General features: G+C 71.7%; 24 protein-coding genes. 19 read left to right on the top strand and 5 right to left on the bottom strand.

Translation table 11 applies throughout. From position 1 onward, the window contains the following. Positions 1-210: 210 nt before the first annotated feature. The 5 genes from GPJ59_RS38560 to GPJ59_RS17710 all read right to left on the bottom strand — a co-directional run bounded on the left by GPJ59_RS38560 (position 211) and on the right by GPJ59_RS17710 (position 3,876). Positions 211-678, bottom strand: a complete 468-nt coding sequence (locus tag GPJ59_RS38560; protein ID WP_219668159.1) for a group II truncated hemoglobin — start codon at positions 676-678, stop codon at positions 211-213. Beyond that, a complete protein-coding gene (locus GPJ59_RS38555; RefSeq protein WP_219668158.1) occupies positions 675-1,004 on the bottom strand; it encodes a putative quinol monooxygenase in 330 nt (109 codons plus the stop codon). Before GPJ59_RS38555 ends, GPJ59_RS38560 begins: the two co-directional genes overlap by 4 nt. A 73-nt stretch (positions 1,005-1,077) precedes the next feature. Continuing rightward, entirely contained in the window at positions 1,078-1,617 is a 540-nt protein-coding gene (locus GPJ59_RS17720; protein ID WP_219668157.1) for a hypothetical protein, read from the bottom strand. A gap of 112 nt (positions 1,618-1,729) precedes the next feature. Continuing rightward, complete coding sequence (locus tag GPJ59_RS17715) at positions 1,730-3,373, bottom strand: FAD-dependent oxidoreductase (protein ID WP_219668162.1); 1,644 nt, start codon at positions 3,371-3,373, stop codon at positions 1,730-1,732. Positions 3,374-3,609: 236 nt separating this feature from the next. Next, positions 3,610-3,876 (bottom strand): UBP-type zinc finger domain-containing protein, encoded by a 267-nt coding sequence (locus GPJ59_RS17710; RefSeq protein ID WP_308120345.1) that lies wholly within the window; start codon positions 3,874-3,876, stop codon positions 3,610-3,612. Between the two features lie 250 nt (positions 3,877-4,126). Between GPJ59_RS17710 and GPJ59_RS17705 the strand changes: the two genes are divergently transcribed. The 19 genes from GPJ59_RS17705 to GPJ59_RS17615 all read left to right on the top strand — a co-directional run. Continuing rightward, positions 4,127-4,951, top strand: coding sequence for a type 1 glutamine amidotransferase domain-containing protein (locus tag GPJ59_RS17705; protein ID WP_219668155.1), 825 nt, complete (start codon positions 4,127-4,129; stop codon positions 4,949-4,951). Between the two features lie 15 nt (positions 4,952-4,966). Continuing rightward, positions 4,967-6,610, top strand: coding sequence for a thiamine pyrophosphate-binding protein (locus tag GPJ59_RS17700; protein ID WP_219668154.1), 1,644 nt, complete (start codon positions 4,967-4,969; stop codon positions 6,608-6,610). Between the two features lie 32 nt (positions 6,611-6,642). Further along, a complete protein-coding gene (locus GPJ59_RS17695; RefSeq protein WP_219668153.1) occupies positions 6,643-7,074 on the top strand; it encodes a nuclear transport factor 2 family protein in 432 nt (143 codons plus the stop codon). Between the two features lie 16 nt (positions 7,075-7,090). Then, complete coding sequence (locus tag GPJ59_RS17690; protein WP_219668152.1) at positions 7,091-7,543, top strand: nuclear transport factor 2 family protein; 453 nt, start codon at positions 7,091-7,093, stop codon at positions 7,541-7,543. Positions 7,544-7,557: 14 nt separating this feature from the next. Next, a complete protein-coding gene (locus GPJ59_RS17685; protein WP_219668151.1) occupies positions 7,558-7,929 on the top strand; it encodes a nuclear transport factor 2 family protein in 372 nt (123 codons plus the stop codon). 14 nt (positions 7,930-7,943) lie between these two features. Next, entirely contained in the window at positions 7,944-9,557 is a 1,614-nt protein-coding gene (locus GPJ59_RS17680; RefSeq protein WP_219668150.1) for a GMC family oxidoreductase, read from the top strand. Continuing rightward, complete coding sequence (locus GPJ59_RS17675; RefSeq protein ID WP_219668149.1) at positions 9,550-10,161, top strand: DJ-1/PfpI family protein; 612 nt, start codon at positions 9,550-9,552, stop codon at positions 10,159-10,161. The genes GPJ59_RS17680 and GPJ59_RS17675 overlap by 8 nt, the downstream gene beginning before the upstream one ends. Next, positions 10,161-10,604: a VOC family protein gene (locus tag GPJ59_RS17670; RefSeq protein ID WP_219668148.1), complete on the top strand. Its 444-nt coding sequence runs from the start codon at positions 10,161-10,163 to the stop codon at positions 10,602-10,604. The genes GPJ59_RS17675 and GPJ59_RS17670 overlap by 1 nt, the downstream gene beginning before the upstream one ends. 3 nt (positions 10,605-10,607) lie before the next feature. Then, the gene (locus tag GPJ59_RS17665; RefSeq protein WP_219668147.1) at positions 10,608-12,428 is read left to right on the top strand and encodes an AGE family epimerase/isomerase; all 1,821 of its coding nucleotides are present in this window, start codon (positions 10,608-10,610) and stop codon (positions 12,426-12,428) included. Positions 12,429-12,466: 38 nt separating this feature from the next. Further along, positions 12,467-12,847 (top strand): STAS domain-containing protein, encoded by a 381-nt coding sequence (locus tag GPJ59_RS17660; RefSeq protein ID WP_219668146.1) that lies wholly within the window; start codon positions 12,467-12,469, stop codon positions 12,845-12,847. Then, positions 12,844-14,991, top strand: a complete 2,148-nt coding sequence (gene glgX / locus GPJ59_RS17655; RefSeq protein WP_258024546.1) for a glycogen debranching protein GlgX — start codon at positions 12,844-12,846, stop codon at positions 14,989-14,991. Before GPJ59_RS17660 ends, glgX begins: the two co-directional genes overlap by 4 nt. A gap of 1 nt (position 14,992) precedes the next feature. Then, a complete protein-coding gene (locus GPJ59_RS17650; RefSeq protein WP_219668145.1) occupies positions 14,993-15,304 on the top strand; it encodes an STAS domain-containing protein in 312 nt (103 codons plus the stop codon). Further along, a complete protein-coding gene (locus GPJ59_RS17645; RefSeq protein WP_258024545.1) occupies positions 15,297-15,776 on the top strand; it encodes an ATP-binding protein in 480 nt (159 codons plus the stop codon). The genes GPJ59_RS17650 and GPJ59_RS17645 overlap by 8 nt, the downstream gene beginning before the upstream one ends. Continuing rightward, entirely contained in the window at positions 15,758-17,023 is a 1,266-nt protein-coding gene (locus GPJ59_RS17640) for a PP2C family protein-serine/threonine phosphatase (protein ID WP_219668144.1), read from the top strand. Before GPJ59_RS17645 ends, GPJ59_RS17640 begins: the two co-directional genes overlap by 19 nt. Then, the gene (locus GPJ59_RS17635; protein ID WP_219668143.1) at positions 17,023-17,769 is read left to right on the top strand and encodes a MinD/ParA family ATP-binding protein; all 747 of its coding nucleotides are present in this window, start codon (positions 17,023-17,025) and stop codon (positions 17,767-17,769) included. The genes GPJ59_RS17640 and GPJ59_RS17635 overlap by 1 nt, the downstream gene beginning before the upstream one ends. A gap of 71 nt (positions 17,770-17,840) precedes the next feature. After that, entirely contained in the window at positions 17,841-18,581 is a 741-nt protein-coding gene (locus tag GPJ59_RS17630) for a type 1 glutamine amidotransferase domain-containing protein (protein ID WP_219668142.1), read from the top strand. Positions 18,582-18,613: 32 nt separating this feature from the next. Continuing rightward, complete coding sequence (locus GPJ59_RS17625) at positions 18,614-20,098, top strand: aldehyde dehydrogenase family protein (protein WP_219668140.1); 1,485 nt, start codon at positions 18,614-18,616, stop codon at positions 20,096-20,098. A 107-nt stretch (positions 20,099-20,205) separates the two neighbouring features. Further along, positions 20,206-20,820 carry an NADPH-dependent F420 reductase gene (locus GPJ59_RS17620; protein ID WP_219668138.1) on the top strand — a complete coding sequence of 205 codons (615 nt, stop codon included), beginning with the start codon at positions 20,206-20,208 and terminating at the stop codon, positions 20,818-20,820. Next, the coding region (locus GPJ59_RS17615; protein ID WP_219668136.1) for a (2Fe-2S)-binding protein at positions 20,805-21,255 on the top strand (451 nt) is incomplete at its 3' end. The genes GPJ59_RS17620 and GPJ59_RS17615, both read left to right, overlap by 16 nt.

Raw genomic sequence — 21,255 nt, 5'->3', positions numbered from 1 at the left:
GGACGCGTGCGGGGACACCGGGGGGGGGGCGGAGGGGTTCGGGCGGGCGTGGGGGGGGGCCCGGCGGGAGGCCCTGGGGGAGGCCCGCCCGGCGGGCGGGGAGCGGTAGGGCCGGTCGTCCCGTCCCCGCCCCCCCCGGTGGGGCCGGGCACCCCGGGGGCCGCCGGGCGGCCGCGGCGGGCGCCGCGGCCGCACGGCGGGGGACGGGCTTCAGCCCTTGGGGATCCAGGGCGGGGTCTGGCCCCAGGACCATACGGGGACCTTGGCGGCGTCGACCGGGGGCGGGTTCTCGCCCGAGTAGATCAGGGCCATCCGGGTGCCCCACTCGATGTAGTAGACGAACACCGCGCGGAACTCCGGGTCCGTCGGCAGGCCGACCTCGTCGGCCGTGTCGAGCAGCAGGTCCACCCAGCGGCGGCGCTGCTTCTCGGTGATGCCGCGGCCCAGGTGCTTGGTGGCCATGTGCTGGTGGCCGCCGTGGTGGGCCGTGTACTCGGCCGGTCCGCCGAACACCTCGCCGAGCCAGGCGGCCACGTGCCGGGGGTGCCCGGGGTCCATGCCCCGGAAGACGGGCTCCAGCACGGGGTCCCGCAGGGCGTGGCCGTAGAAGGCGTCGGTGAGGCGCTGCAGCGCCTCCGCGCCGCCCATCCACTCGTAGATCGTGGGTGTGGTGCTCATCGCTGTGCGGCGGCCTTTCCGGTGCCGAGGACGTCGGTCGTCAGGTAGTGCTGCATCTCCTCGATGGCCGTCACGTACGGCCGGATCGCGTTGAAGAACGCGGGGAAGTGCTCCCCCTTGCGGAAGCCCTGGAGGTGGTCGTCGATCGAGGTCCAGCGGATCCGCAGGATGTAGCGCTCACGCTCCTCCTGGCAGCGGGCCAGCTCGTAGTCGATGCACTCGGGCGAGGCCGCCAGGGACTCCGCGGCACGGCGGTAGGCGTCCTCGAAGGCCTGCTGGTCGTCCAACGCGATGCGGTAGCGGATGTACTCGACGGTCGTGGTCATGGACTGTCTCTCCCTCGGTCGGGTGCGCAGGTCCACCTTGACGGCGCGGCGGAGCGGACGTCAGGCGAATGCCTCATTCCTCCCCGGACTCCGTGGAGTCGGACTCCGTGGAGTCGGGGGAGGAACCGGCGTCCTTCGCGAGGTCCGGACCCTTCGCCCGGACCTCCTGGACGTGTTCGAGGGACGCGCGCAGGTCGGCCAGCCAGGCGTCCGTGTTGCGGCCCACCAGGCGTACGCACCAGGCGAGGGCGTCGGCGCGGCTGCGGGCCACGCCGCCGGCGACCAGGGTGTCGAGCACCTGGCGCTCGGACTGGCGCAGCCGGGTCATCACCGGGACGGCGAGGTGGGTGAACAGGACGCGCTCACCGCCGGCGCCCTCGACGCCCCAGGCGACCTTGCGCCGGTAGAGGGCCTCCGCCTCGCGGGCCACTTCGATGCGCTGTTCCCGGGTGCGTTCCCGGAACTCCTTCACCGACTCGGCCGCGGGGATGCGGCCGACGACGGTGATCTCCTCGCGGTCGATCACGACGTCTACGAGGCTCTCGTAGACGTCCACCGGCAGGCGCTCGGCGAACCAGCCGCGGAGTTGCTCACGCTGTTCGGCTGTAATCATGTAATCAACGTTGCATCCGACCCCTCCTTGATCGCAAGGGCCGGGGGGAAGGTCGTCGGGCGGCCCGCCCCGTCGGCCGGCAGCGGCGGCTCTCCCGGCCGGCAGCGCCGGCTCACCCCAGCGACCGGTAGCGGTGGATCAGCGAGACAGCCATCGCTCCCTCGCCCACCCCCGACGCGACCCGCTTGATCGAGTGCGCCCGGACGTCGCCGGCTGCGAAGACGCCGGGGACGCTGGTCTCCAGCGGGTACGGGGCCCGCTCCAGGCTCCACTCCGCCGGCAGCTCGCCGCCGTTGGAGATCAGGTCGGAGCCGGTCAGCACGAAGCCGTGGTCGTCGCGCTCCACCACGCCCGCCAGCCAGGCCGTGTGCGGGCGGGCGCCGATGAAGGTGAACATGAAGCGGGCCGGGACCTCGCTGTCCTGCCCGGTCGCCGCGTCGTGCAGGGTGATGCGCTCCAGGTGCTCCCCGCCGTCCAGGCGGACCACGGTCGTGCGGACCCTGACCTCGATGTTCGGGGTGCGCCCGATCTCGTCGACCAGGTAGCGGGACATGCTCGCGTCCAGGGACGCGGCCCGGACCAGGATCGTCACGCGCGCCGCGTACTTGGCGAAGTGGACGGCGGCCTGGCCCGCGGAGTTGGCGCCGCCGATGATGAAGACGTGCTGGGAGATGCAGGCCGAGCTCTCCGTGGTGGCAGCGCCGTAGTACAGGCCGGCGCCCTCGAACCGCTCCGCGCCCGGCGCCTCCAGGCGGTTGTACGCGACCCCGGTCGCCAGCAGGACCGTCTCGGCCGAGATCTCCGTGCCGTCCGCCAGCGTGAGGACCTTCGCCGGGTCGTCGCGGGTCAGCGAGACCACCTCCACCGGGTGCAGGATCTCCGCGCCGAACCGGGCCGCCTGGATGGTGGCCCGGCGGGTCAGGTCGCCGCCGGACAGGCCGGAGGGGAAGCCCAGGTAGTTCTCGATCAGGCTGGACGTCCCCGCCTGGCCGCCCGGCGCCCGGGCGTCCAGCATCAGCGTGGACAGGCCCTCGGAGGCCGCGTAGACGCCCGCCGCGAGGCCGGCCGGGCCGGCGCCGACGATCACGCACTCGTAGTGCGGCCGGGAGGCCGTGGTGGCCAGGCCCAGTGCCTCGGCCAGATCGGCGTCGGCCGGCGCGGCCAGCAGCCGTCCGTCGGGGAAGCGGACCAGCGGGAGGGCCGCGTCGGGGCGGTCGGCGAGCAGCGTCAGGGCCTCCGGGTCGCGCTCGACGTTGAGGAAGCGGAAGGGCTGGCCGTTGCGCGTGAAGAAGTCCCGTACGGCGTGGGTGCCGGGCGAGACCAGATGGCCGGCGACGATGATCCCGTCGTACGCGGGCCGGTAGGTGGCGAGCCAGTCCGACAGCAGGTCGTCCAGGACCGGGAAGAGCCGCTCGTGCGGCGGGTCCCAGGGCTTGAGCAGGTAGTAGTCCAGCCGCACCCGGTTGATGGCGGTGATCGCCGCGTCCGTCTCGGCGTACGCGGTCAGCAGCACCCGGCGGGCGTCCGGGAACCGGCTGACCGCCTCCAGCAGGAACTCCACCCCGGTCACGTCCGGCATCCGCTGGTCCACCAGGAACAGCGCCGGGTCGTGGCCGCGCTCGTCCAGGGAGTCCAGGATCTTCAGGGCGTCGGCGGCCGAGGAGGCGCCGAGCACCCGGTAGCGGTCGCCGTAGGCGGTGCGCAGGTCGCGGCGGACGGCGCGGAGCACCTGCGGGTCGTCGTCGACGGCGAGGATGACCGGCTTGCGGCTCTCGGCGTGCGGGGGCCTGTCGGCGTGCGAGGGCCTCTCGGCGTGCGGGGGCCTGTCGGTGGTCGCGGCACTCTCGGCGTGCGGAGCCCTCCCGTCGTGTGCGGCCGTCCCGCCGTGTGCGGCCTTCCCGGCGTGTCCGGCCCTCCCGGCATGCGCGGCCCTCCCGGCGCGGGGCGCCGCGGGGACGCCGCCCTGCGCCCGGGCGCCCTCCGGTGCCGCGCTCACGCCGCGTCCAGCATGAGCCGGTCGGCGTAGCACCAGGCCCAGGTCTCGCCCGGCTCGTGGGAGGCCGCCACGGGGTGCTCGGTGCGGCGGAAGTGCCGGGTGGCGTGACGGTTCTTCGAGGAGTCGCAGCACCCGACGTGCCCGCAGCTCAGGCACATCCGCAGGTGCACCCACTGGTCGCCGAGGGCGAGGCACTCCTCGCAGCCCTCGCTGCCCGGTACCACCGGGCGCACCTCATCGAGGTGTGTGCAGATCCTGTCCACCGGCCCCGTCCTTCCCGTTTGTCCCGAGATTCCTGGAGACCATAGGGCGGCGACGCCGCGGCGGTTCGGTGATTCGGCCGACATCAGGAAGTCCGAGGGCTACTTCCTGAACTCCGCGGGCGACTACCTGAAGTGCCGGGACGACCTTGGCCGCTACCTCACGAAGTCGCACACGGGCGCTTTGACGCGGGCTCCCGGCGCCACCAGTGTGGACGACGCCAACGACAACGGGCGGCGCCTGGAGGAATCCGTGAGCAGAAAGATTCTGGTCATTGTCTCCGAACACGGTTACTGGGCCGAGGAACTGATAGGCCCGGTTTCGACGTTCGACGCGCAGGGCTACGAGGTCGTATTCGCCACTCCCACCGGAAAGCGGGCGCACGCGCTGCCGCCGAGCCTCGACGCGGACTACATCGATCCTCCACTGGGCCGCTCGGTCACCACCGAGGAGAACGCCCGGCTGGGCCGGGAGTTCGAGCGCTCCAGCCGGCTGGACTCGCCGCTCGACATCGAGGCCTGGGTCCCGGAGCGCCCGTACACCAGCGACGAGGGCTACCTGCGCAAGCTGGAGCAGTACCACCGCGACCTGGACCGGCTGGACGCGGACATCGCAGGCTACGACGCGATCCTCATCGTCGGCGGCAGCGGACCGATCGCCGACCTCGCCAACAACGAGCGGGTGCACGCCCTGATCCTGGCCTTCCGCAAGGCCGGCAAGGTCGTGGCCGCCGAGTGCTACGGCGTCGCCTGCCTGGCCTTCGCCCGCGACTGGGACGACCGCAGGAGCATCATCTGGGGCAAGCACGTCACCGGGCACTGCAAGGAGTACGACTACAAGGACGGCACCGGATTCCTCGGCACCGACTTCAACATGGGCCCGCCGCCGTACCCGCTGGAGTACATCCTGCGCGACGCGACCGGGCCGCACGGGGCCTATCACGGGAATTTCGGGAAACCGGTCTCGGTGATCGTCGACCACCCCTTCGTCACCGGCCGTTCGACCCCCGACTCGTATCTCACGGGGCAGAAGATCGTGGAAGTACTGGAGCACGGTCTCACCCGTTACGGGTGGTAGGCCGAGGGGGAATTCATGAATGCCACTCCCGGCCGGGAAAGGCTGATCGATCAGTTCAAGGCCGACGGCCTCACGGTGATGTTCGGAAATCCGGGGACGGTGGAACAGGGATTCCTCGACGCCGCGGACGCGGCGGAGGATTTCGCGTACGTCCTCGCCCTCCAGGAGACCGTCGCCGCCGGCATCGCCGACGGCTACGCACGGGCCACCGGCGGCGCCGCCCTGCTCCAGCTGCACTCCGGCGTGGGCCTGGGCAACGGCATCGGCATGCTCTACCAGTCGCTGCGCGGCCACACCCCGCTGGTCGTCGTCGCCGGTGACGCCGGGGTCCGCTACGACGCCATGGACGCCCAGATGGCCGCCGACCTGGTGGCCATGGCCCGCCCGGTCACCAAGTACGCCACCCGGGTGACCGACCCGAACTCCGTGCTGCGCACGGTCCGTCGGGCCGTGAAGATAGCCCTGACCCCGCCGCGCGGGCCGGTGTTCGTGGCCCTGCCGATGGACGTCCTGGACGAGCCCAACTCCGAGCCGGTGCGGCCGGCCGTGGTCCCGCTGACCGACGTCGCCCCCTCGCCGGCCTCCGTCGGACGGGCCGCGCAGCTGCTGGCCGGCGCCGAGCGGCCCGTCGTCCTCGTCGGCGACGGGGTCGCGCTCTCCGGGGCGCAGGCCGAGCTCGCCGCCGTCGCCGAGCTGCTGGGCGCCGACGTGTACGAGGTGGACTCCAGCGAGGTCAACATCGCGGCCTCGCACCCGCTGCGGCGCGGGCAGACGGGCCACATGTTCGGCCCGCACAGCAGGGAGCTGGTCCGGGACGCGGACGGGGTCCTGATCGTGGGCACCTACGTGTTCCCCGAGGTCTTCCCGGAGCTGGACAGCCCCTTCCGGGCGGACGCGAGGATCGTGCACATCGACCTGAACGCCTACGAGATCGCCAAGAACCACCCCGTCGACCTCGGGCTCGCCGCCGACCCCCGGCAGGCGCTGCGCGCCCTGGCCGGCGTACTGGAGCGGGAGCTGACCGGGCCGCGGCGGGCCGCCGCGGCCGACCGCCTGGCGGCCCGGACCCGGGAGCGGGACGGCGCGCGGCAGGCGGCGCGGGCGCACGACGACGACACGCCGATGGCCGTCTTCCTGCGCACGCTCGCCGAGCGCACCGGGGGCGACCTGATCGTCTTCGACGAGGCGCTGACCACCTCCCCGCTGGTCACCCGCCACCTGCCGGCCGAGCGGCCCGGCGACTACCACCTCACCCGCGGCGGTTCGCTCGGCGTCGGCTTCCCCGGCGCGGTCGGGGCGAAGCTGGCCCGCCCGGACCGGCTGGTCGTCGGCTTCGCCGGCGACGGCGGGGCGATGTACACCTACCAGGCGCTGTGGACGGCCGTCCGGCACGGCATCGACGCCAAGTTCGTCGTCTGCAACAACCGCAAGTACCGGCTGCTGGACGACAACATCGCCCAGTACTGGCGGGAGCGGTCCCTTCCCGAGCACGCCTTCCCCGGGTCCTTCGACCTCTCGCACCCCGAGATCGACTTCGCGGGGCTGGCCCGGGCACTGGGGGCGGCCGGCACCCGGGTGGAGAAGCCCGAGGAGGCGGTGGCCGCCGTGGGCCGGATGCTCGGGCACCCCGGGCCGTTTCTCGTGGACATCCAGATCTGAGCACCGGTCGCGGACCGGAAGAGGGAGGACACATGCCTGCCGAGGGGTTCACCGAGGACGCGATCCGAGGCCTCGCCGAGCGCTGGTACGCCGCGCTGGACCGGCACGCCGACCTGGCGCGGGTGCTCGGCCACGTCACCGAGGACCTGGAGTTCGCCGTTCCCGAGGACACCTTCCTGGGGCACGAGGGCTTCAGCCGCTGGTACGACGCCGTCACCCACCGCTTCTTCGACGAGGTGCACACCGTGACCAAGGTGGAGCCGGTGATCGAGGGCGACCGGGCCGTGGTCCGGGTCCTGGTCAACTGGCAGGCCAAGGTCTGGGACCCGCCGGCCGCGCGCAGCGTGTGGCTCGGCTTCGACGCCGACCAGACCTGGACGGTCGTACCCGGGCCCGAGGGGCCCCGGATCAAGAGGTACACGGTCAACGAGCTGGCCCCGATGCCCGGTTCGGGCTCGCTGTGACGGCGGGGGAGGGACGATGACCGAGGTGACACCGCAGCGGGTGCGGGCCGCATACCGGGCCCTGGGCTCCGGGGACCGCGACCGCATCCTGGAGTACTACGCGCAGGACCTGCGCTGGCTGGTCCCCGGCAACCACCCGCTGGCCGGCCGGTACGAGGGCCTGGACGCCTTCCTGGAGCTGATGGGCCGGACCCACAAGCTCACCGGGGGCACCTTCCGGATGGACCTGGAGGCGGTCCTGGTCGGCGAGGACTGCTCCGCCGACGTCTGCCGCAACACCGCCCTGCGGGCCGGCGCGGACGAGGCGTCCGGGTCTCCGTACGAGCGGATGGACTACCAGGTCTTCCACTTCATGCGCTGGCGGGACGGCCGGATCACCGAGGGCCGGGACGGCCTGTTCGGGGACACGGCCGTGGCCTTCAGCCAGTTCTGGGCGCCCTTCGCCCCGAACGGCGACCGCAGGGACTGACGAGGGGATCCGACATGGACGCGCGGACCATTCTGACCAAGTACTACGAGTACGCCAACGCGGGCGACTGGGACCGCTGGTGCGACCTGTTCGCCGAGGACCAGGTCATGGACGAGCAGCTCGCCGGCCACATCGAGGGCCTGGACACCCTGCGCTCGATGATGAAGGGCATGGGGACCATGTACCAGGTCTTCCGGAACGAGCCGGTGCACTTCCTGGTCGACGGGGAGAAGGCCGCGGCCGTCTCGCACCTGAGCGCCGTCAGCGCCTCGGGCGCGGCGGTCGAGGCCGAGGTGATGAACTTCTTCAGGATCGTCGACGGGAAGATCGCGTACATGGCGAACTACCACGACACCGCCCCGTTCCAGGTCCTGAGCCAGGGCTGAGGGGGCGGCGACCCGTGAGCGAGCGCGAGAGAGACACCTACGACTACGTCGTCATCGGCTCCGGCACCGCCGGCAGCGTGCTGGCCAACCGGCTCAGCGAGGACCCGGACACCTCGGTCCTCGTCCTGGAGGCCGGCGGCTCCCGGATCCCGCCCGAGGTGGACGACCCGCCCTCCTGGTACAAGCTGCTCGGCGGGCCCCTGGACTGGGGCTACACCGGCGTCGCGCAGCCCGGCCTGGACGGCCGGCGGGTGTACGAGCCGCGTGGCAAGGCGCCCGGCGGCAGCAGCAACCTGTACATCATGATGCACATCCGGGGCCACGCATCGGACTTCGACAACTGGGCCTACCAGGGCGCGGCGGGCTGGTCGTACCAGGACGTGCTGCCGTACTTCGCCCTGACGGAGGCGCAGGAGGACGTCACCGCGGCCACCACCGGCACCCGCGGCCCGCAGCGCATCACCAACGCCGGGATGCACCGGCCCAGCCCGGTCTCGCGGGCCTTCATCGACGCCGCCGTGGAACTCGGCCACACCGAGATCGCCGACTTCAACACCGACGGCCCCCGGGGCGGCCTGTTCGGCACCGGCTGGCACCACATCGATGTGGCCGACGGCCGCCGCCAGGGCGCGCTGGCCTGCTACCTGGAACCCGCGCTGACCCGCCCGAACCTCACCCTGCGCACCGGCGCGCAGACCACGCGGCTGCTGTTCGACGGGGACACCTGCACCGGCGCCGAGTACGTCCAGCTGGCCCCGCCCGCCGACTTCCCGGGCCGCGACGTGCGCGACAGCCACGGCACCGCCGGGGAGCCGGGTCTGCACACCGTACGGGCCCGCCGCGAGGTGATCGTGGCGGCCGGTGCCATCGAGTCGCCCAAGCTGCTGCTGCTCTCCGGCATCGGATCGCCCGGGCAGCTGCGCGAGCACGGCATCGAGGTGGTCCGGGCGCTGCCCGGCGTGGGCGAGAACTTCCACAACCACGTCCTGACCGGGCTGATGGCCGAGGTCACCCAGGAACTGCCGGCGCCGACGCAGAACCTCTCCGAGAGCGCGCTGTTCCTGTCCTCCGTACCGGGCCTGCCCGCCCCGGACCTCCAGATCGCCTTCGTGCACGTCCCGTTCGACGTGATCGTCGGCCGGTCCCACCCGAACACCGTCAGCATCCTGCCCGGCGTGGTCCGCCCGGTCTCCCGCGGCTGGATCCGGCTCGCGAGCGCCGACCCGCTGGCCCAGCCGCTGATCAACCCCAACTACCTGGGCGACCGCTGGGACCTGGAACGGATGGTGCAGGGCGTCGAACTGGCCCGGGAGATCTTCGCGACCTCGGCCTTCTCGCCCTGGTACAAGCAGGAGCTCCAGCCCGGCCCCGGCCACTCCTCCGACGACGAGCTGCGCACCTTCGTCAAGCAGACGTCGGAGAGCTACCACCACCAGTCCGGCTCCTGCCGGATGGGCACCGACGACCTGTCGGTCGTCGACCCGCAGCTGCGGGTGCACGGGGTGCGCAACCTGCGCGTCGTGGACGCGAGCGTCATGCCCGCGGTCCCGTCCGGCAACTGCCACGCCGCCATCGCGATGATCGCCGAACGCGCGGCGGACTTCCTGAAGGGAGTGTCCCGTGCCTGACGCCGTCCTGCGCGAGGGCCCGCTCACCGGGACCCGGATAGCGGTCCTGGTCGAGAGCGACTTCTACGAGCCGGAGATCTTCTACTACCAGCGCCGGTTCGCCGAGGAGGGCGCCGAGGTCGACTTCCTGACCCGGCTGTGGGGCAACGACTCCCTCACCTTCACCGGCCACGAGTGGCGGGCGCCGTTCACCGCCGACCGGAGCCTGGAGGGCATCGGTGACGAGGAGCTGCGCCGCTACGCCGCCCTGATCGTGCCCTCGGGCATGGTCGCCGACCGGCTGCGCTACACCGAGGACGTGGACATGCCGGCGCCGGCCACCGAGCTGCTGCGCCGGGCGTTCGAGGAGCCGACCGTCCTCAAGGGGATCATCTGCCACGGCATGTGGCTGGCCGCCTCGATCCCGGGCAAGGTCCGCGGACGCAAGGTGGTGTGCCACAACAACCTCATCGGTGACGTGCGCAACATGGGCGCGCAGTACGTGGACGAGGACGTCGTCGTGGACGGGGACCTGGTCACCGGCCGCACCGGCGCCCACCACCACCTCTTCGCCCGCACCTTGATCGACCTGATCACGGCCGGTCAGGCCCGGAGGGCCGGCTGATGCGCTGGTCGCACGTGGGCCTGAACTGCGCCGACCAGAAGACCACCGAGGAGTTCTACACCCGGTACTTCGGCTTCGCCCGGGCCCGGGTGGTCGACCTCGGCTCCTCGCAGATCGTCTTCCTGCGCCGCGGGGACGCGTACCTGGAGCTCTTCCCGGCCGGGGCCCGGCCCGCCCGCCCGGCGAACGACGACGGGCCGCAGGCCCCCGGCCGGATGCGCCACCTCGCCTTCCGGACCGACAGCGTCGACGCCTTCCTCGCCGGCATCGGGGACGCCGCCGACATCACCCTCGGCCCGCTCGACTTCGACGACTTCATCTGCGGCTGGCGTTCGGTGTGGCTGCGCGACCCCGACGGGGTGATCGTCGAGGTCAGCCAGGGATTCGAGGACGAGGACCGCCCGACCGCCGCGCCCGACCACCACGCAAAGGACGGTGCATGACCCATGGCTGACGCCGTGAGCTTCTCCTTCTCCGACACCATCGCGGGCTACGTCGGCCGCTTCGACTCCGCTGCCCGGCGCCTGACGCTGCGGACCGCCGACGGCCGCGAGTTCGAGGTCTCGCTGGCCTCCGGACCCAGCGCCGAGCTGGTCCGCAACCTGGACGAGCCGTACATCGACGCCTCCGGGCACATCGACGAGATGCTCTCGCCCGGCCGCTTCCTCTTCGCCTACGGCGTCCACTACCCCGAACACGGCGGCCGGTTCGACGCCAAGCGCCTGGTGTTCCTCGGGCGCGGCTCGGAGGACTTCCGGTTCGAGGAGCCCAGCTGGTGGATCAAGCAGATCGAGTCGCTGGCCACCTTCTACCGCAAGGCCCAGTTCGGCGACGGGCCGGTGGACTTCACCGCGTACCGCACCGAGATCCGGCTCGGCGGCGACAAGACCGCCAGCCACGTCCAGGAGACCGACACCATCTCCCGGCTGGTCTACGGCATGGCCTCCGCCTACCTGCTGACCGGCAAGGACGAGTACCTGGAGGTCGCCGAGCGCGGCACCGAGTACCTGCGGGGGCACATGCGGGTGGTGGACGGCGAGGAGGACGTGGTCTTCTGGTACCACGGCATCAGCGTGGACGGGGACACCGAACGCAAGCTGTTCACCTCGGAGTTCTCCGACGACTACGACGCGATCCCGATGTACGAGCAGATCTACGCCCTGGCCGGCCCGATCCAGACCTTCCGGGTCACCGGCGACACCCGGATCAAGGACGACGCGGACGCCACCATCCGGCTGTTCGACAAGTTCTTCCTGGACCGCGAGCAGGGCGGCTACTACTCGCACATCGACCCGATCCTGTTCAGCGCCGACCACGAGTCGCTGGGCGAGAACGCCGAGCGCAAGAACTGGAACTCCGTCGGCGACCACGCGCCCGCGTACCTGATCAACCTGTACCTGGCGACCGGCGAGCAGAAGTACGCCGACTTCCTGGAGTACACCTTCGACACCATCGCGGAGCGCTTCCCGGACTACGACAACAGCCCCTTCGTCCAGGAGCGCTTCCACCGCGACTGGTCCCACGACACCGCGCACAGCTGGCAGCAGAACCGCGCGGTCGTCGGCCACAACCTCAAGATCGCCTGGAACCTGATGCGGATGAACTCCCTCACGCCCAAGCCGGCGTACGAGGAGCTCGCCCGCAGGATCGGCGAGACCATGCCGGCGGTCGGCAGCGACCTCCAGCGCGGCGGCTGGTACGACGTGGTGGAGCGGCTCAAGGACGGCGACCAGGAGACGTATCGTTTCGCCTGGCACGACCGCAAGGCCTGGTGGCAGCAGGAGCAGGCGATCCTCGCCTACCTCATCCTGCACGGCACCCTCGGCGGCGAGCAGTTCCGCAAGGAAGCCCGCCAGGCCGAGTCCTTCTACAACACCTTCTTCCTCGACCACGACGAGGGAGCCGTCTACTTCAACGTGCTCGCGGCCGGCACGCCGTACCTGCTCGGCACCGAGCGGCTCAAGGGCAGCCACTCGATGTCCATGTACCACTCGGCGGAGCTGTGCTACCTCGCCGCCGTCTACAACAACCTGCTCGTGGCCGGCCGGGAGATGGACTTCCACTTCAAGCCCGCGCCGTCCGACCTGCCCGGCCGCCTCCTGCGCGTCTCGCCCGACCTGCTGCCCGCGGGCTCGGTGCGGATCGCGTCCGTGGAGATCGACGAGAAGCCGTACGAGGAGTTCGACGCGGACGCGCTGACCGTCACCCTCCCGGACGTCCAGGGGCGGGTCAAGGTCAAGGTCCGGCTCCGGCCGGTGACCAAGTAGCGCCAACGGGGGCGCCCCGAATCGAGGGGATCGACACCATGACTCTCACCGTCAAGGAACGCCGGAACAAGACGGGCACCGTGCTCGTCGCCACCGGCGAGATCAACAGCGAGACCTCGGGCCGGCTGCTGCAGGCCCTGCTGCCGCTGGTCCGCGAGGGCCGGCCGCTGCGCATCGACCTCACCGCCGTCACCTACGTCTCCAGCGCGGGCCTGCGCACCCTGCTCGTGGTCTACCGCGAGGCCCAGCACGCCGACGTCGCCGTCACCCTGCACGGGGTCGGCGAAGAGGTCCGGTTCGTGATGTCGGCCACCGGCTTCCTCGACTTCTTCGAGACCGGCGAGGCCGAGGCCGCCCAGGCCAAGGCCCAGGCCAAGGCGAAGACCACGGCCACGGCCACGGCGCAGGCGGCCCGATGAGCGAGACGCAGTCCGACCAGGTGCTGCGCGTCGACGCGTACCCGACCCACCAGGTGGGCGGGTACCGCGTCCGCGCCGGCAAGCCCTACCCCTTCGGGGCCAACGTGGTCCCCGGCGGGGTCAGCTTCTCCGTCTTCTCCGACCAGGCCACCTCCATGACCCTGGTCCTCTACCGGCGCGGAGCGCCCGAGCCGATGGCCGAGCTGGAATTCCCCGAGGAGTTCCGGACGGGATCCGTCTTCGCCATGACGGTCTTCGGCCTCGACCACGAGAACATCGAGTACGGCTACCGGGCCGACGGCCCCTACGACCCCCTCACCGGCCACCGCTTCGACGCCCGCCAAATCCTCTCCGACCCCTACGCCCGGCTGATCTCCGGCCGGGACGTCTGGGGCGTCGAACCCGACCGCGGCCGCACCTACCAGTACCGCTCCCGGGTGTGCCTGCAGGACTTCGACTGGGGCGACGACACCCCGCTGCGCATCCCGGCCGAGGACCTCGTCGTCTACGAGGCCCACGTCCGCGGCTTCACCCGCCACCCCTCCTCGGGCGTCACCGCGCCCGGCACCTTCGCGGGGCTGCGGGAGAAGATCCCGTACCTCAAGGAGCTGGGGGTCAACTGCATCGAGCTGCTGCCCGTGTTCGAGTTCGACGAGAGCGACAACCCGCGCAGCAACCCCGAGACCGGCGAGGAGCTCTTCGACTACTGGGGCTACAACACCGTCTCCTTCTTCGCCCCCAAGGCCGGCTACGCGGCCACCGGACGCTACGGCATGCAGGGCGACGAGTTCCGCACCCTGGTCAAGGACCTGCACGCCGCCGGCATCGAGGTCATCCTCGACGTCGTCTTCAACCACACCGCCGAGGGCAACGAGCAGGGCCCGACGATCTCCTTCAAGGGCCTGGACAACGCCACGTACTACATGCTCACCCCCGAGGGGTACTACTTCAACTTCAGCGGCACCGGCAACACGGTCAACTGCAACCACCCCGTGGTCCGCAACTACGTCCTGGACTGCCTGCGCCACTGGGTCGCCGACTACCACATCGACGGCTTCCGCTTCGACCTCGCGGCCATCCTCGGCCGGGCCCTGGACGGCGCCCCGCTGCCCAACCCGCCGCTGCTGGAGCTGCTCGCCTTCGACCCCGTCCTGCGGCACACCAAGCTCATCGCCGAGGCCTGGGACGCGGCCGGGCTCTACGAGGTCGGCAACTTCCCGGCGTACGGCCGCTGGGCCGAGTGGAACGGCAAGTACCGTGACACCGTACGCCGCTTCCTCAAGGGCGACGAGGGCGTCACCGGCGACCTCGCCACCCGCATCGCCGGCTCGCCCGACCTGTACGCCGGCCGCGGCACCGCCGCCTCCGTCAACTTCCTGACCGCGCACGACGGATTCACCCTCGCCGACCTCGTCTCGTACAACGACAAGCACAACGAGGCCAACGGCGAGAACAACAACGACGGCGCCAACGACAACAACAGCTGGAACTGCGGAGCCGAGGGACCCACCGACGACCCCGACATCAACCGGCTGCGGCTGCGCCAGATGAAGAACGCCCTCGCCATCCTCCTCACCAGCCAGGGCATCCCGATGCTGCTGTCGGGCGACGAGGTGGCCCGCACCCAGCAGGGCAACAACAACACCTACTGCCAGGACAACGAACTCTCCTGGTTCGACTGGCAGCAGGTGGAGCACAACGCCGAACTGCTGGACTTCACCCGGAAGATGATCGCCTTCCGCAAGCGCCACCGCGAGCTGCGCTCCACCGCCCACCCCACCGGGCGGATGCGGGAGCAGCTCGGCCTGCCCGACATCAGCTGGCACGGCGAGCGGGCCTGGCAGCCCGACTGGTCGCCGGGGTCCCGGCTGCTGGCGGTGGCGCGCTGCGGCAGCGGCGACGACGACGTCGTGTACGTGGCGATGAACTCCCACTGGGAGTCGCACGACCTGGAACTGCCCGCCCTGCCGGGGGGCCGGACCTGGCACGTGTTCGCCGACACCGGCGCCGAGGCCCCGTACGACATCCGCACCCCCGGCGCGGAACCGGAGCTGGACCACGCCGGCACGTACCTGATCGGCCCGCGCTCGGTCGTGATCCTGGTCGGCCGTACACCCGAAGGCCGTACACCCGAAGGAGACTGACATGCCGCTTTCCGTGTCCCTGAGCATCGAGGGCGACACCACGGTGATCGAGCTGGCCGGGGAGCTCGACGCGAGCACCGCCCCCGACTTCCACCAGACCATCGAGAAGGCCGCCGGGCACGGCACCGCCACCGTCGAGATCAGGATGGCGGGCGTCGGCTACATGGCCAGCGCCGGACTGCGCTCCCTGGTCTTCGCCCAGCAGAAGGTGGCCGGCCACGTCACCGTCAAGGTGGTCGGCGCGATCGAGCCGGTCGCCCGCACCATCCGCACCGCCGGCCTGGACCGCAGCATCGTCCTGACCGATGGCTGACAACCGCCGCCGCGGGGCCTTCCTCGCCGAGCCCGCAGCCGACGAGCTGCAGGTCCCGGCCTGCCTCGGCTCGCTCGCCGCCATCGCCGCCTTCGTGCAGGCGGTGGCCGGGCGGGCCGGGCTGGACCAGGGGTCCGCGTACCGGCTGCGGCTGGCCGTGGACGAGCTGGCGACGAACATCGTGACGCACGGCTACCGGGGCGGCGACGGGCGGATCACCGTCCGGGGCCGCGCCGGCGCCGGGTGGGCCAGGATCGTCGTCGAGGACAGCGCACCCCCGTTCGACCCAGTGGCCGGCCGGCTGCCGCCCGCCACCGACGAGCCGCCGGAGCGCCGGCGCATCGGCGGCCTCGGTATCCACCTCGCCCTGACCAGCGTGGACGAGTTCAGCTACGTACGGCGCGACGGCCGCAACATCAGCACACTGACCGTGAAGGCAGAGGGGACGGACCCATGCCCTCCACGACCGTGATCGTCCTCGGCGACCGCCCCGCCCCGCCCGACACCCTCCTCGCCGCGCTGCGCACCATGGACGCGGAGCTGGTCGCGGGCGACCTGGCGCAGCTGCTGAACGCCCCGGCCGAGCTGCTGCCCCGCGCCGACGTGCTGCTCGCGCCCGCCGAGGTGCCGGGGGAGTCGGTACGGGCGGCGGTGCGCAGGCTGCGCCGCTGGGGCGCGGCACCCGTCGTGGTGGTGTGGACGGTGGCGGGATTCGCCGCACTGGAGGCGCACGTCCGGCTCGGCCACGACTACCTCGTCCCGCCGTTCCTGCCGGCCCTGGTCGCCGCCCGGCTGCTCAGCTGCTCCGAGCGCGCCGAACTCGGCCGCACCCTGCGGGAGGCCGACGCCCGCGCCGAGCTGATGAGCTACGAGAAGGAGCTGGAGATCGGCCGGGAGATCCAGGCCGGCTTCCTGCCCGAGGCCCTCCCGGTGCCCGAAGGCTGGGAGATCGACGTCCGCTTCCGCCCCGCCCGGCAGGTCGCCGGGGACTTCTACGACGTCTTCGAACTCGTCCACCGGCGCCGGCTCGCCGTCGTCGTGGCCGACGTCTGCGACAAGGGGGTCGGCTCGGCCCTGTTCATGGCGCTGATCCGCTCGCTGCTGCGGCACACCGCCGAACAGAGCGGGCTGCAGCACCTGATGGCGGCCGGACGGGCCGGCAGCAGCCGGCGCATCCCGGTGGTCGGAGCCACCCCCCTGCTCAACGCGGTCACCGCCACCAACGGCTACCTCACCCGCAACCACCTGCGGCAGGGCTACTTCGCCACCCTGTTCTTCGGGGTGCTCGACCCGGCGACCGGCAGCCTCGTCTACATCAACGGCGGCCACAACCCGCCGCTGCTGCTCGACGCCGACGGCGGCCGGCCGGTGGCCCTGGACGTCACCGGCCCCGCCGTCGGTGTCCTGCCCGACTGCGTCTACACCCTCGGATACGCGCAACTGGACCCGGGCGACACCCTGTTCGTCTTCACCGACGGAGTCCCCGAGGCACGCTGCCCCGACGGGCGCTTCCTCGGCGACGAGCGCATGCTCGACCTGCTCGCCGAGGCCCGTCCCGGGCGGCCCATGACCGGCCGGGACGTGGTCGACATGATGGACCGGGCGGTCCGCGAGCACACCGGCAGCGCCGAACAGCACGACGACGTCACCATGCTGGCCCTGCACCGGCCACGTGCGGCGCGGGGGCCGTACGCGGGCCGGCGGCGGGCGGTGGCCTGATGGCCTCCACCATCGTGGTGCACTCGCACCGCGGCGGCACCGGGAAGTCGACGGTGCTGGCGAACCTCGCGCTGCTGCTGGCGGCCGAGGGGCGCCGGGTGGGCGTGGTGGACACCGACATCCAGTCGCCCACCCTGGACCTGCTGTTCCGGCTGCCGCCCGGGGACGGGTCGCTGACCGACTACCTGCTCGGCCGGTGCGAGATCGAGGCCGCGGCCCAGCGGGCCGGCGTACCCGGGCTGTACGTCGTACCCGGCCGGACCGGGATCGCCGGGCTGCGCGAGATCATGGCCACCGGGTACGACGTGGGGCTGCTGCCGGAGGGCTTCGACCGGCTGGTGGAGCACTTCGCGCTGGACGTCCTGCTGCTCGACACGCACTCGGGGCTGGGCAACGAGACCGTGGCCGCCATGGCCAGCGCCGACACCCTGGTGATCATGGCGCGGGCGGACCGGATCGACCTCTGCGGCATGGAGGAGACCCTCTCCCTGGCCGGGCGGCTGGCCTGCCGCCGGGTGCTGGTGATGAGCATGGCACCCGAGGGGACCGACCGCGAGCGGGTCCGCCGGCTCGCCGAGGAGGTCTACCGCGCACCCCTGGCCGGCCTGCTCCCGTACGCCCCGGAAATGGCCGCACTGTACGGCGAACGCATATTCGCGGAAGCCCGTCCCGACCATCCTTTGATCGATGAATTCCGCACCATCATCTCGGCACTCGACGCACGTGACGAAGTATCGCGCGCCTGACGCCACCCCCCTTACGCGCCCCTCGCGCGGGCGTGTTGAATCGGCAGCGAATCAGAACAAGGAGAACGGTCATGAAGATTCTCGTCGTCATGACGGCCAAGGCCACGCTCCATCTGCTGGACGGTGAACTGCACCCCTCGGGATTCTGGGCCGAGGAATTCGTCGTCCCCCACGCCCTCTTCACGGCCGCCGGCCACACCGTGGACGTGGCGACGATCGGGGGCCGGGCCCCCACGGTCGACCGGACCAGCATCGACCCGCAGTTCCTGCGGTGGGTCCGCCCCGAGGGCTCCGAGGACCACGACGCCGAGAACGCGGCGGAGTACGTGCGCGCCATCGGGAGCATCCCCCAGCTGCAGCGCCCGATCGCCCTGGAGACCCTGGGCGAGAAGGACGTCGCCGGCTACGACGGCATCTACGTCAGCGGCGGCCACGGCGCCATCGGCGACCTGCCCAAGTCCGACGAGCTCGCCCAGATCCTGCGTTGGGCCATGGCCCAGGACAAGCCGCTGGCCACGGTGTGCCACGGCCACACCGCGCTGCTGGCGCTGCGCGACGGCGAGGGCCGCTGGCCCTTCGAGGGCTACCGGATGACGGCGTTCTCGCACGCCGAGGAGCGGGTCACCGACATGGCCGGCCGGCTGCCCTTCGTCCTGGAGGCCGAACTGACCCGGCTCGGCGCCCGCTACGAGAAGGCCGACGTCATCTGGGACTCGCACGTGGTGGTGGACCGCAATCTGACCACCGGTCAGAACCCCTACTCCTCCAAGGCCCTCGCCGAGACCTTCTTACGGCAGCTCGCGAAGGGCTGACAACCCCCCGCACCCGACACCGGAAGGCAGCCATGACCAAGCTCGCGCTCCGAGGCCGGCCCCTGGCCGACCCGGGGAAGCTGTTCATCGACGGCAGGTGGGTCGACGCCCGCGACGGCCGCACGGAGGCGGACGTCAGCCCCGTGGACGGCCAGGAGATCGTACCGGTGGCCCAGGCCGCCGCAGCCGACGCCGACGCGGCCGTGGCAGCCGCGCGGCGGGCGTACGAGGAGGGGCCGTGGAGCAGACTGTCGGCGCAGGAGCGGGCCCTGCGGCTGAACCGGGTCGGTGAGCTGATCGAGCGCGACCTGGAGGAGATCGCCCTGCTGGAGACGGTGGACATGGGCAAGCCGTTCGCCTTCTCCAGCACGGTCGACGCCCCCATGGCGGCCCAGCTCATGCACTACTACGCCGGCGCCGTCACCCGCGTCGACGGCTCCTCCCGGGCCCCGGCCGGCGGACAGCTCGCGTACACCCTGCGCGAACCGCTCGGCGTGGTCTGCGCCATCACCCCGTTCAACTTCCCGCTGCTGCTGTCCATGACGAAGATCGCCCCGGCGCTGGCGGCGGGCAACACGGTGGTCCACAAGCCCTCCCCGGCCACCCCGCTCACCGCCCTGAAGATCGCCGAGCTGTTCCAGGAGGCGGAGATCCCGGACGGCGTGCTGAACGTCCTGACCGGGCCGGGTGTCGAGCTCGGGGAGACCCTCACCGGCCACCCCGGGATCGACAAGATCGCCTTCACCGGCTCCACCGCCGTCGGCCAGTCCATCATCCGCAATGCCGCCGACACCCTGAAGAAGGTCACGATGGAGCTCGGCGGCAAGTCCGCCAACATCGTCTTCGCCGACGCCGACCTCGACGCCGCCGAGGAACTGGCCTTCTTCGGCATCTACTACAACAAGGGCGAGATCTGCACCGCCGGCTCCCGGCTGCTGCTCCAGCGCCCCGTCCACGACGAGATGGTCGAACGCCTGGTGGCCCGCGCCGCGGCCCTCAGGCCCGGCGACCCGCGCGACCCCGCGACCCTGTTCGGGCCGCTCGCCCACCGCGGGCAGTTCGAGAAGGTCAGCTCCTACATCGAGATCGGCCAGAAGGAAGGCGCCACCCTCCGGGTCGGCGGCACCGGCTGGACCCCGGAAGGGGCCAGCGCCGAGGGCCTGTACTTCCTGCCGACGATCTTCACCGGCGTCGACAACGGCATGCGGATCGCCCAGGAGGAGATCTTCGGGCCGGTCCTGTCGATCATCCCCTTCGACACCGAGGAGGACGCCGTACGCATCGCCAACGACAGCGCGTACGGCCTGGCCGCGGGCGTGCACACCAAGGACCTGCGCCGCGCCCACCGGGTCGCCTCGCAGATCAAGGCCGGCACCGTCTGGGTCAACTGCTACAACCAGTACGACCCGGCCGTCCCCTACGGCGGCTACAAGGCCTCCGGCTTCGGCCGCGAGTGCGGGCCGGAGTCCCTGGAGAGCTACACCCAGACCAAGTCGGTCTGGATCGGCATGGATTAGTCCGCGGCAGCACCGCTCGGCATGGACCGGTCCGCGGCAGCACCGCGCCCCACGGCAGGCGTCCTGCCTGCGCGCTCGACAGCCGCCTGACAACTTACGGAGAGCCCATGACCATCGGCATCATCGGCACCGGGCGCATCGGATCGACCCTCGCCAGGATCCTGGTGGCCGCCGGCCACCGGGTCGTCCTGGCCAACGCGCACGGCCCGCACACCCTGGGCCCGCTGCTGGCCGGACTCGGCCCGGCCGCCCGGGCCGCGACGGTGGCCGAGGCGGCGGAGCGGGCCGAGCTCCTGGTGCTGATGGTGCCCTTCGACAGCGCCCGCGGGCTGGTCCCGCGCGCCGCGGTGCGCGACAAGACCGTCGTCGACGCCATGAACGCCTTCGCCGACGGCGGGACGCCGCGGAAGCTGGACGGGCGGGCCTCCAGCGAAATCGTCGCGGAATGGTATCCGGGGGCCCGGCTGGTGAAATCCCTGAACACCATGCATTTCGAAACACTGGCCACGGCCGGGACGGCATCCGGTGAGCGGCTCGCCCATTACACGGCCGGGGACGACGCCGGGGCCAAGGAAATCGTGGCGAAAATGCTCACCGGACTCGGATTCGCCGCCGTCGACACCGGATCCCTTCATTCCGGCGGAATTCTCCAGCAGCCCGGCGGTCCGCTCTTCAACCGTCCGCTCACGGAAGCGCAGGCATCGGCATGGATCTCACGCTGAACGTCAACGGAGCCCCCCGGCGGTTCTCCGCCGAACCGGGTGAACTCCTGGTCGAGCGGCTCCGCGACGGCCTCGGCCTGACCGGCACCAAGGTCGGCTGCGACACCGGCAGCTGCGGCTCCTGCGTGGTCCGGCTGGACGGCAGGTCCGTCAAGAGCTGCCTGCTCCTGACCGCCGCCGCGGCCGGCTCCGAGGTCACCACCATCGAGGGGCTCACCCCCGCCGGCGGCGAACTGACCGGCCTCCAGGAGGCCCTGCGGCAGGAGCACGGCACCCAGTGCGGCTTCTGCACCCCCGGCATGGTGATGGCCCTCGGAGAGCTGGTCGAGACCGCGGCGGCGGACGGCAGGGCTCCCACCGAGCCCGAGATCCGCGAGTGGCTCACCGGCAACCTGTGCCGCTGCACCGGCTACCACAGCGTGGTCCGGGGGGTGC

The organism is Streptomyces bambusae (assembly GCF_019400985.1).
GTDB classification, from domain to species: Bacteria; Actinomycetota; Actinomycetes; order Streptomycetales; family Streptomycetaceae; genus Streptomyces; species Streptomyces bambusae_A.
This window is presented reverse-complemented; position numbering and strand designations above follow the sequence as displayed.

What these genes read in the sequence shown, in the direction of transcription:
- GPJ59_RS17645 (WP_258024545.1), top strand. Translation starts at nt 15,297, where the DNA reads ATGGCTGACAACCGCCGCCGCGGGGCCTTCCTCGCCGAGCCCGCAGCC.
- GPJ59_RS17670 (WP_219668148.1), top strand. Translation starts at nt 10,161, where the DNA reads ATGCGCTGGTCGCACGTGGGCCTGAACTGCGCCGACCAGAAGACCACC.
- GPJ59_RS38560 (WP_219668159.1), bottom strand. Translation starts at nt 678, where the DNA reads ATGAGCACCACACCCACGATCTACGAGTGGATGGGCGGCGCGGAGGCG.
- GPJ59_RS17720 (WP_219668157.1), bottom strand. Translation starts at nt 1,617, where the DNA reads ATGATTACAGCCGAACAGCGTGAGCAACTCCGCGGCTGGTTCGCCGAG.
- GPJ59_RS17665 (WP_219668147.1), top strand. Translation starts at nt 10,608, where the DNA reads ATGGCTGACGCCGTGAGCTTCTCCTTCTCCGACACCATCGCGGGCTAC.
- GPJ59_RS17660 (WP_219668146.1), top strand. Translation starts at nt 12,467, where the DNA reads ATGACTCTCACCGTCAAGGAACGCCGGAACAAGACGGGCACCGTGCTC.
- GPJ59_RS17625 (WP_219668140.1), top strand. Translation starts at nt 18,614, where the DNA reads ATGACCAAGCTCGCGCTCCGAGGCCGGCCCCTGGCCGACCCGGGGAAG.
- GPJ59_RS38555 (WP_219668158.1), bottom strand. Translation starts at nt 1,004, where the DNA reads ATGACCACGACCGTCGAGTACATCCGCTACCGCATCGCGTTGGACGAC.
- GPJ59_RS17630 (WP_219668142.1), top strand. Translation starts at nt 17,841, where the DNA reads ATGAAGATTCTCGTCGTCATGACGGCCAAGGCCACGCTCCATCTGCTG.
- GPJ59_RS17685 (WP_219668151.1), top strand. Translation starts at nt 7,558, where the DNA reads ATGGACGCGCGGACCATTCTGACCAAGTACTACGAGTACGCCAACGCG.
- glgX (WP_258024546.1), top strand. Translation starts at nt 12,844, where the DNA reads ATGAGCGAGACGCAGTCCGACCAGGTGCTGCGCGTCGACGCGTACCCG.
- GPJ59_RS17650 (WP_219668145.1), top strand. Translation starts at nt 14,993, where the DNA reads ATGCCGCTTTCCGTGTCCCTGAGCATCGAGGGCGACACCACGGTGATC.
- GPJ59_RS17690 (WP_219668152.1), top strand. Translation starts at nt 7,091, where the DNA reads ATGACCGAGGTGACACCGCAGCGGGTGCGGGCCGCATACCGGGCCCTG.
- GPJ59_RS17620 (WP_219668138.1), top strand. Translation starts at nt 20,206, where the DNA reads ATGACCATCGGCATCATCGGCACCGGGCGCATCGGATCGACCCTCGCC.
- GPJ59_RS17695 (WP_219668153.1), top strand. Translation starts at nt 6,643, where the DNA reads ATGCCTGCCGAGGGGTTCACCGAGGACGCGATCCGAGGCCTCGCCGAG.
- GPJ59_RS17700 (WP_219668154.1), top strand. Translation starts at nt 4,967, where the DNA reads ATGAATGCCACTCCCGGCCGGGAAAGGCTGATCGATCAGTTCAAGGCC.
- GPJ59_RS17640 (WP_219668144.1), top strand. Translation starts at nt 15,758, where the DNA reads ATGCCCTCCACGACCGTGATCGTCCTCGGCGACCGCCCCGCCCCGCCC.
- GPJ59_RS17635 (WP_219668143.1), top strand. Translation starts at nt 17,023, where the DNA reads ATGGCCTCCACCATCGTGGTGCACTCGCACCGCGGCGGCACCGGGAAG.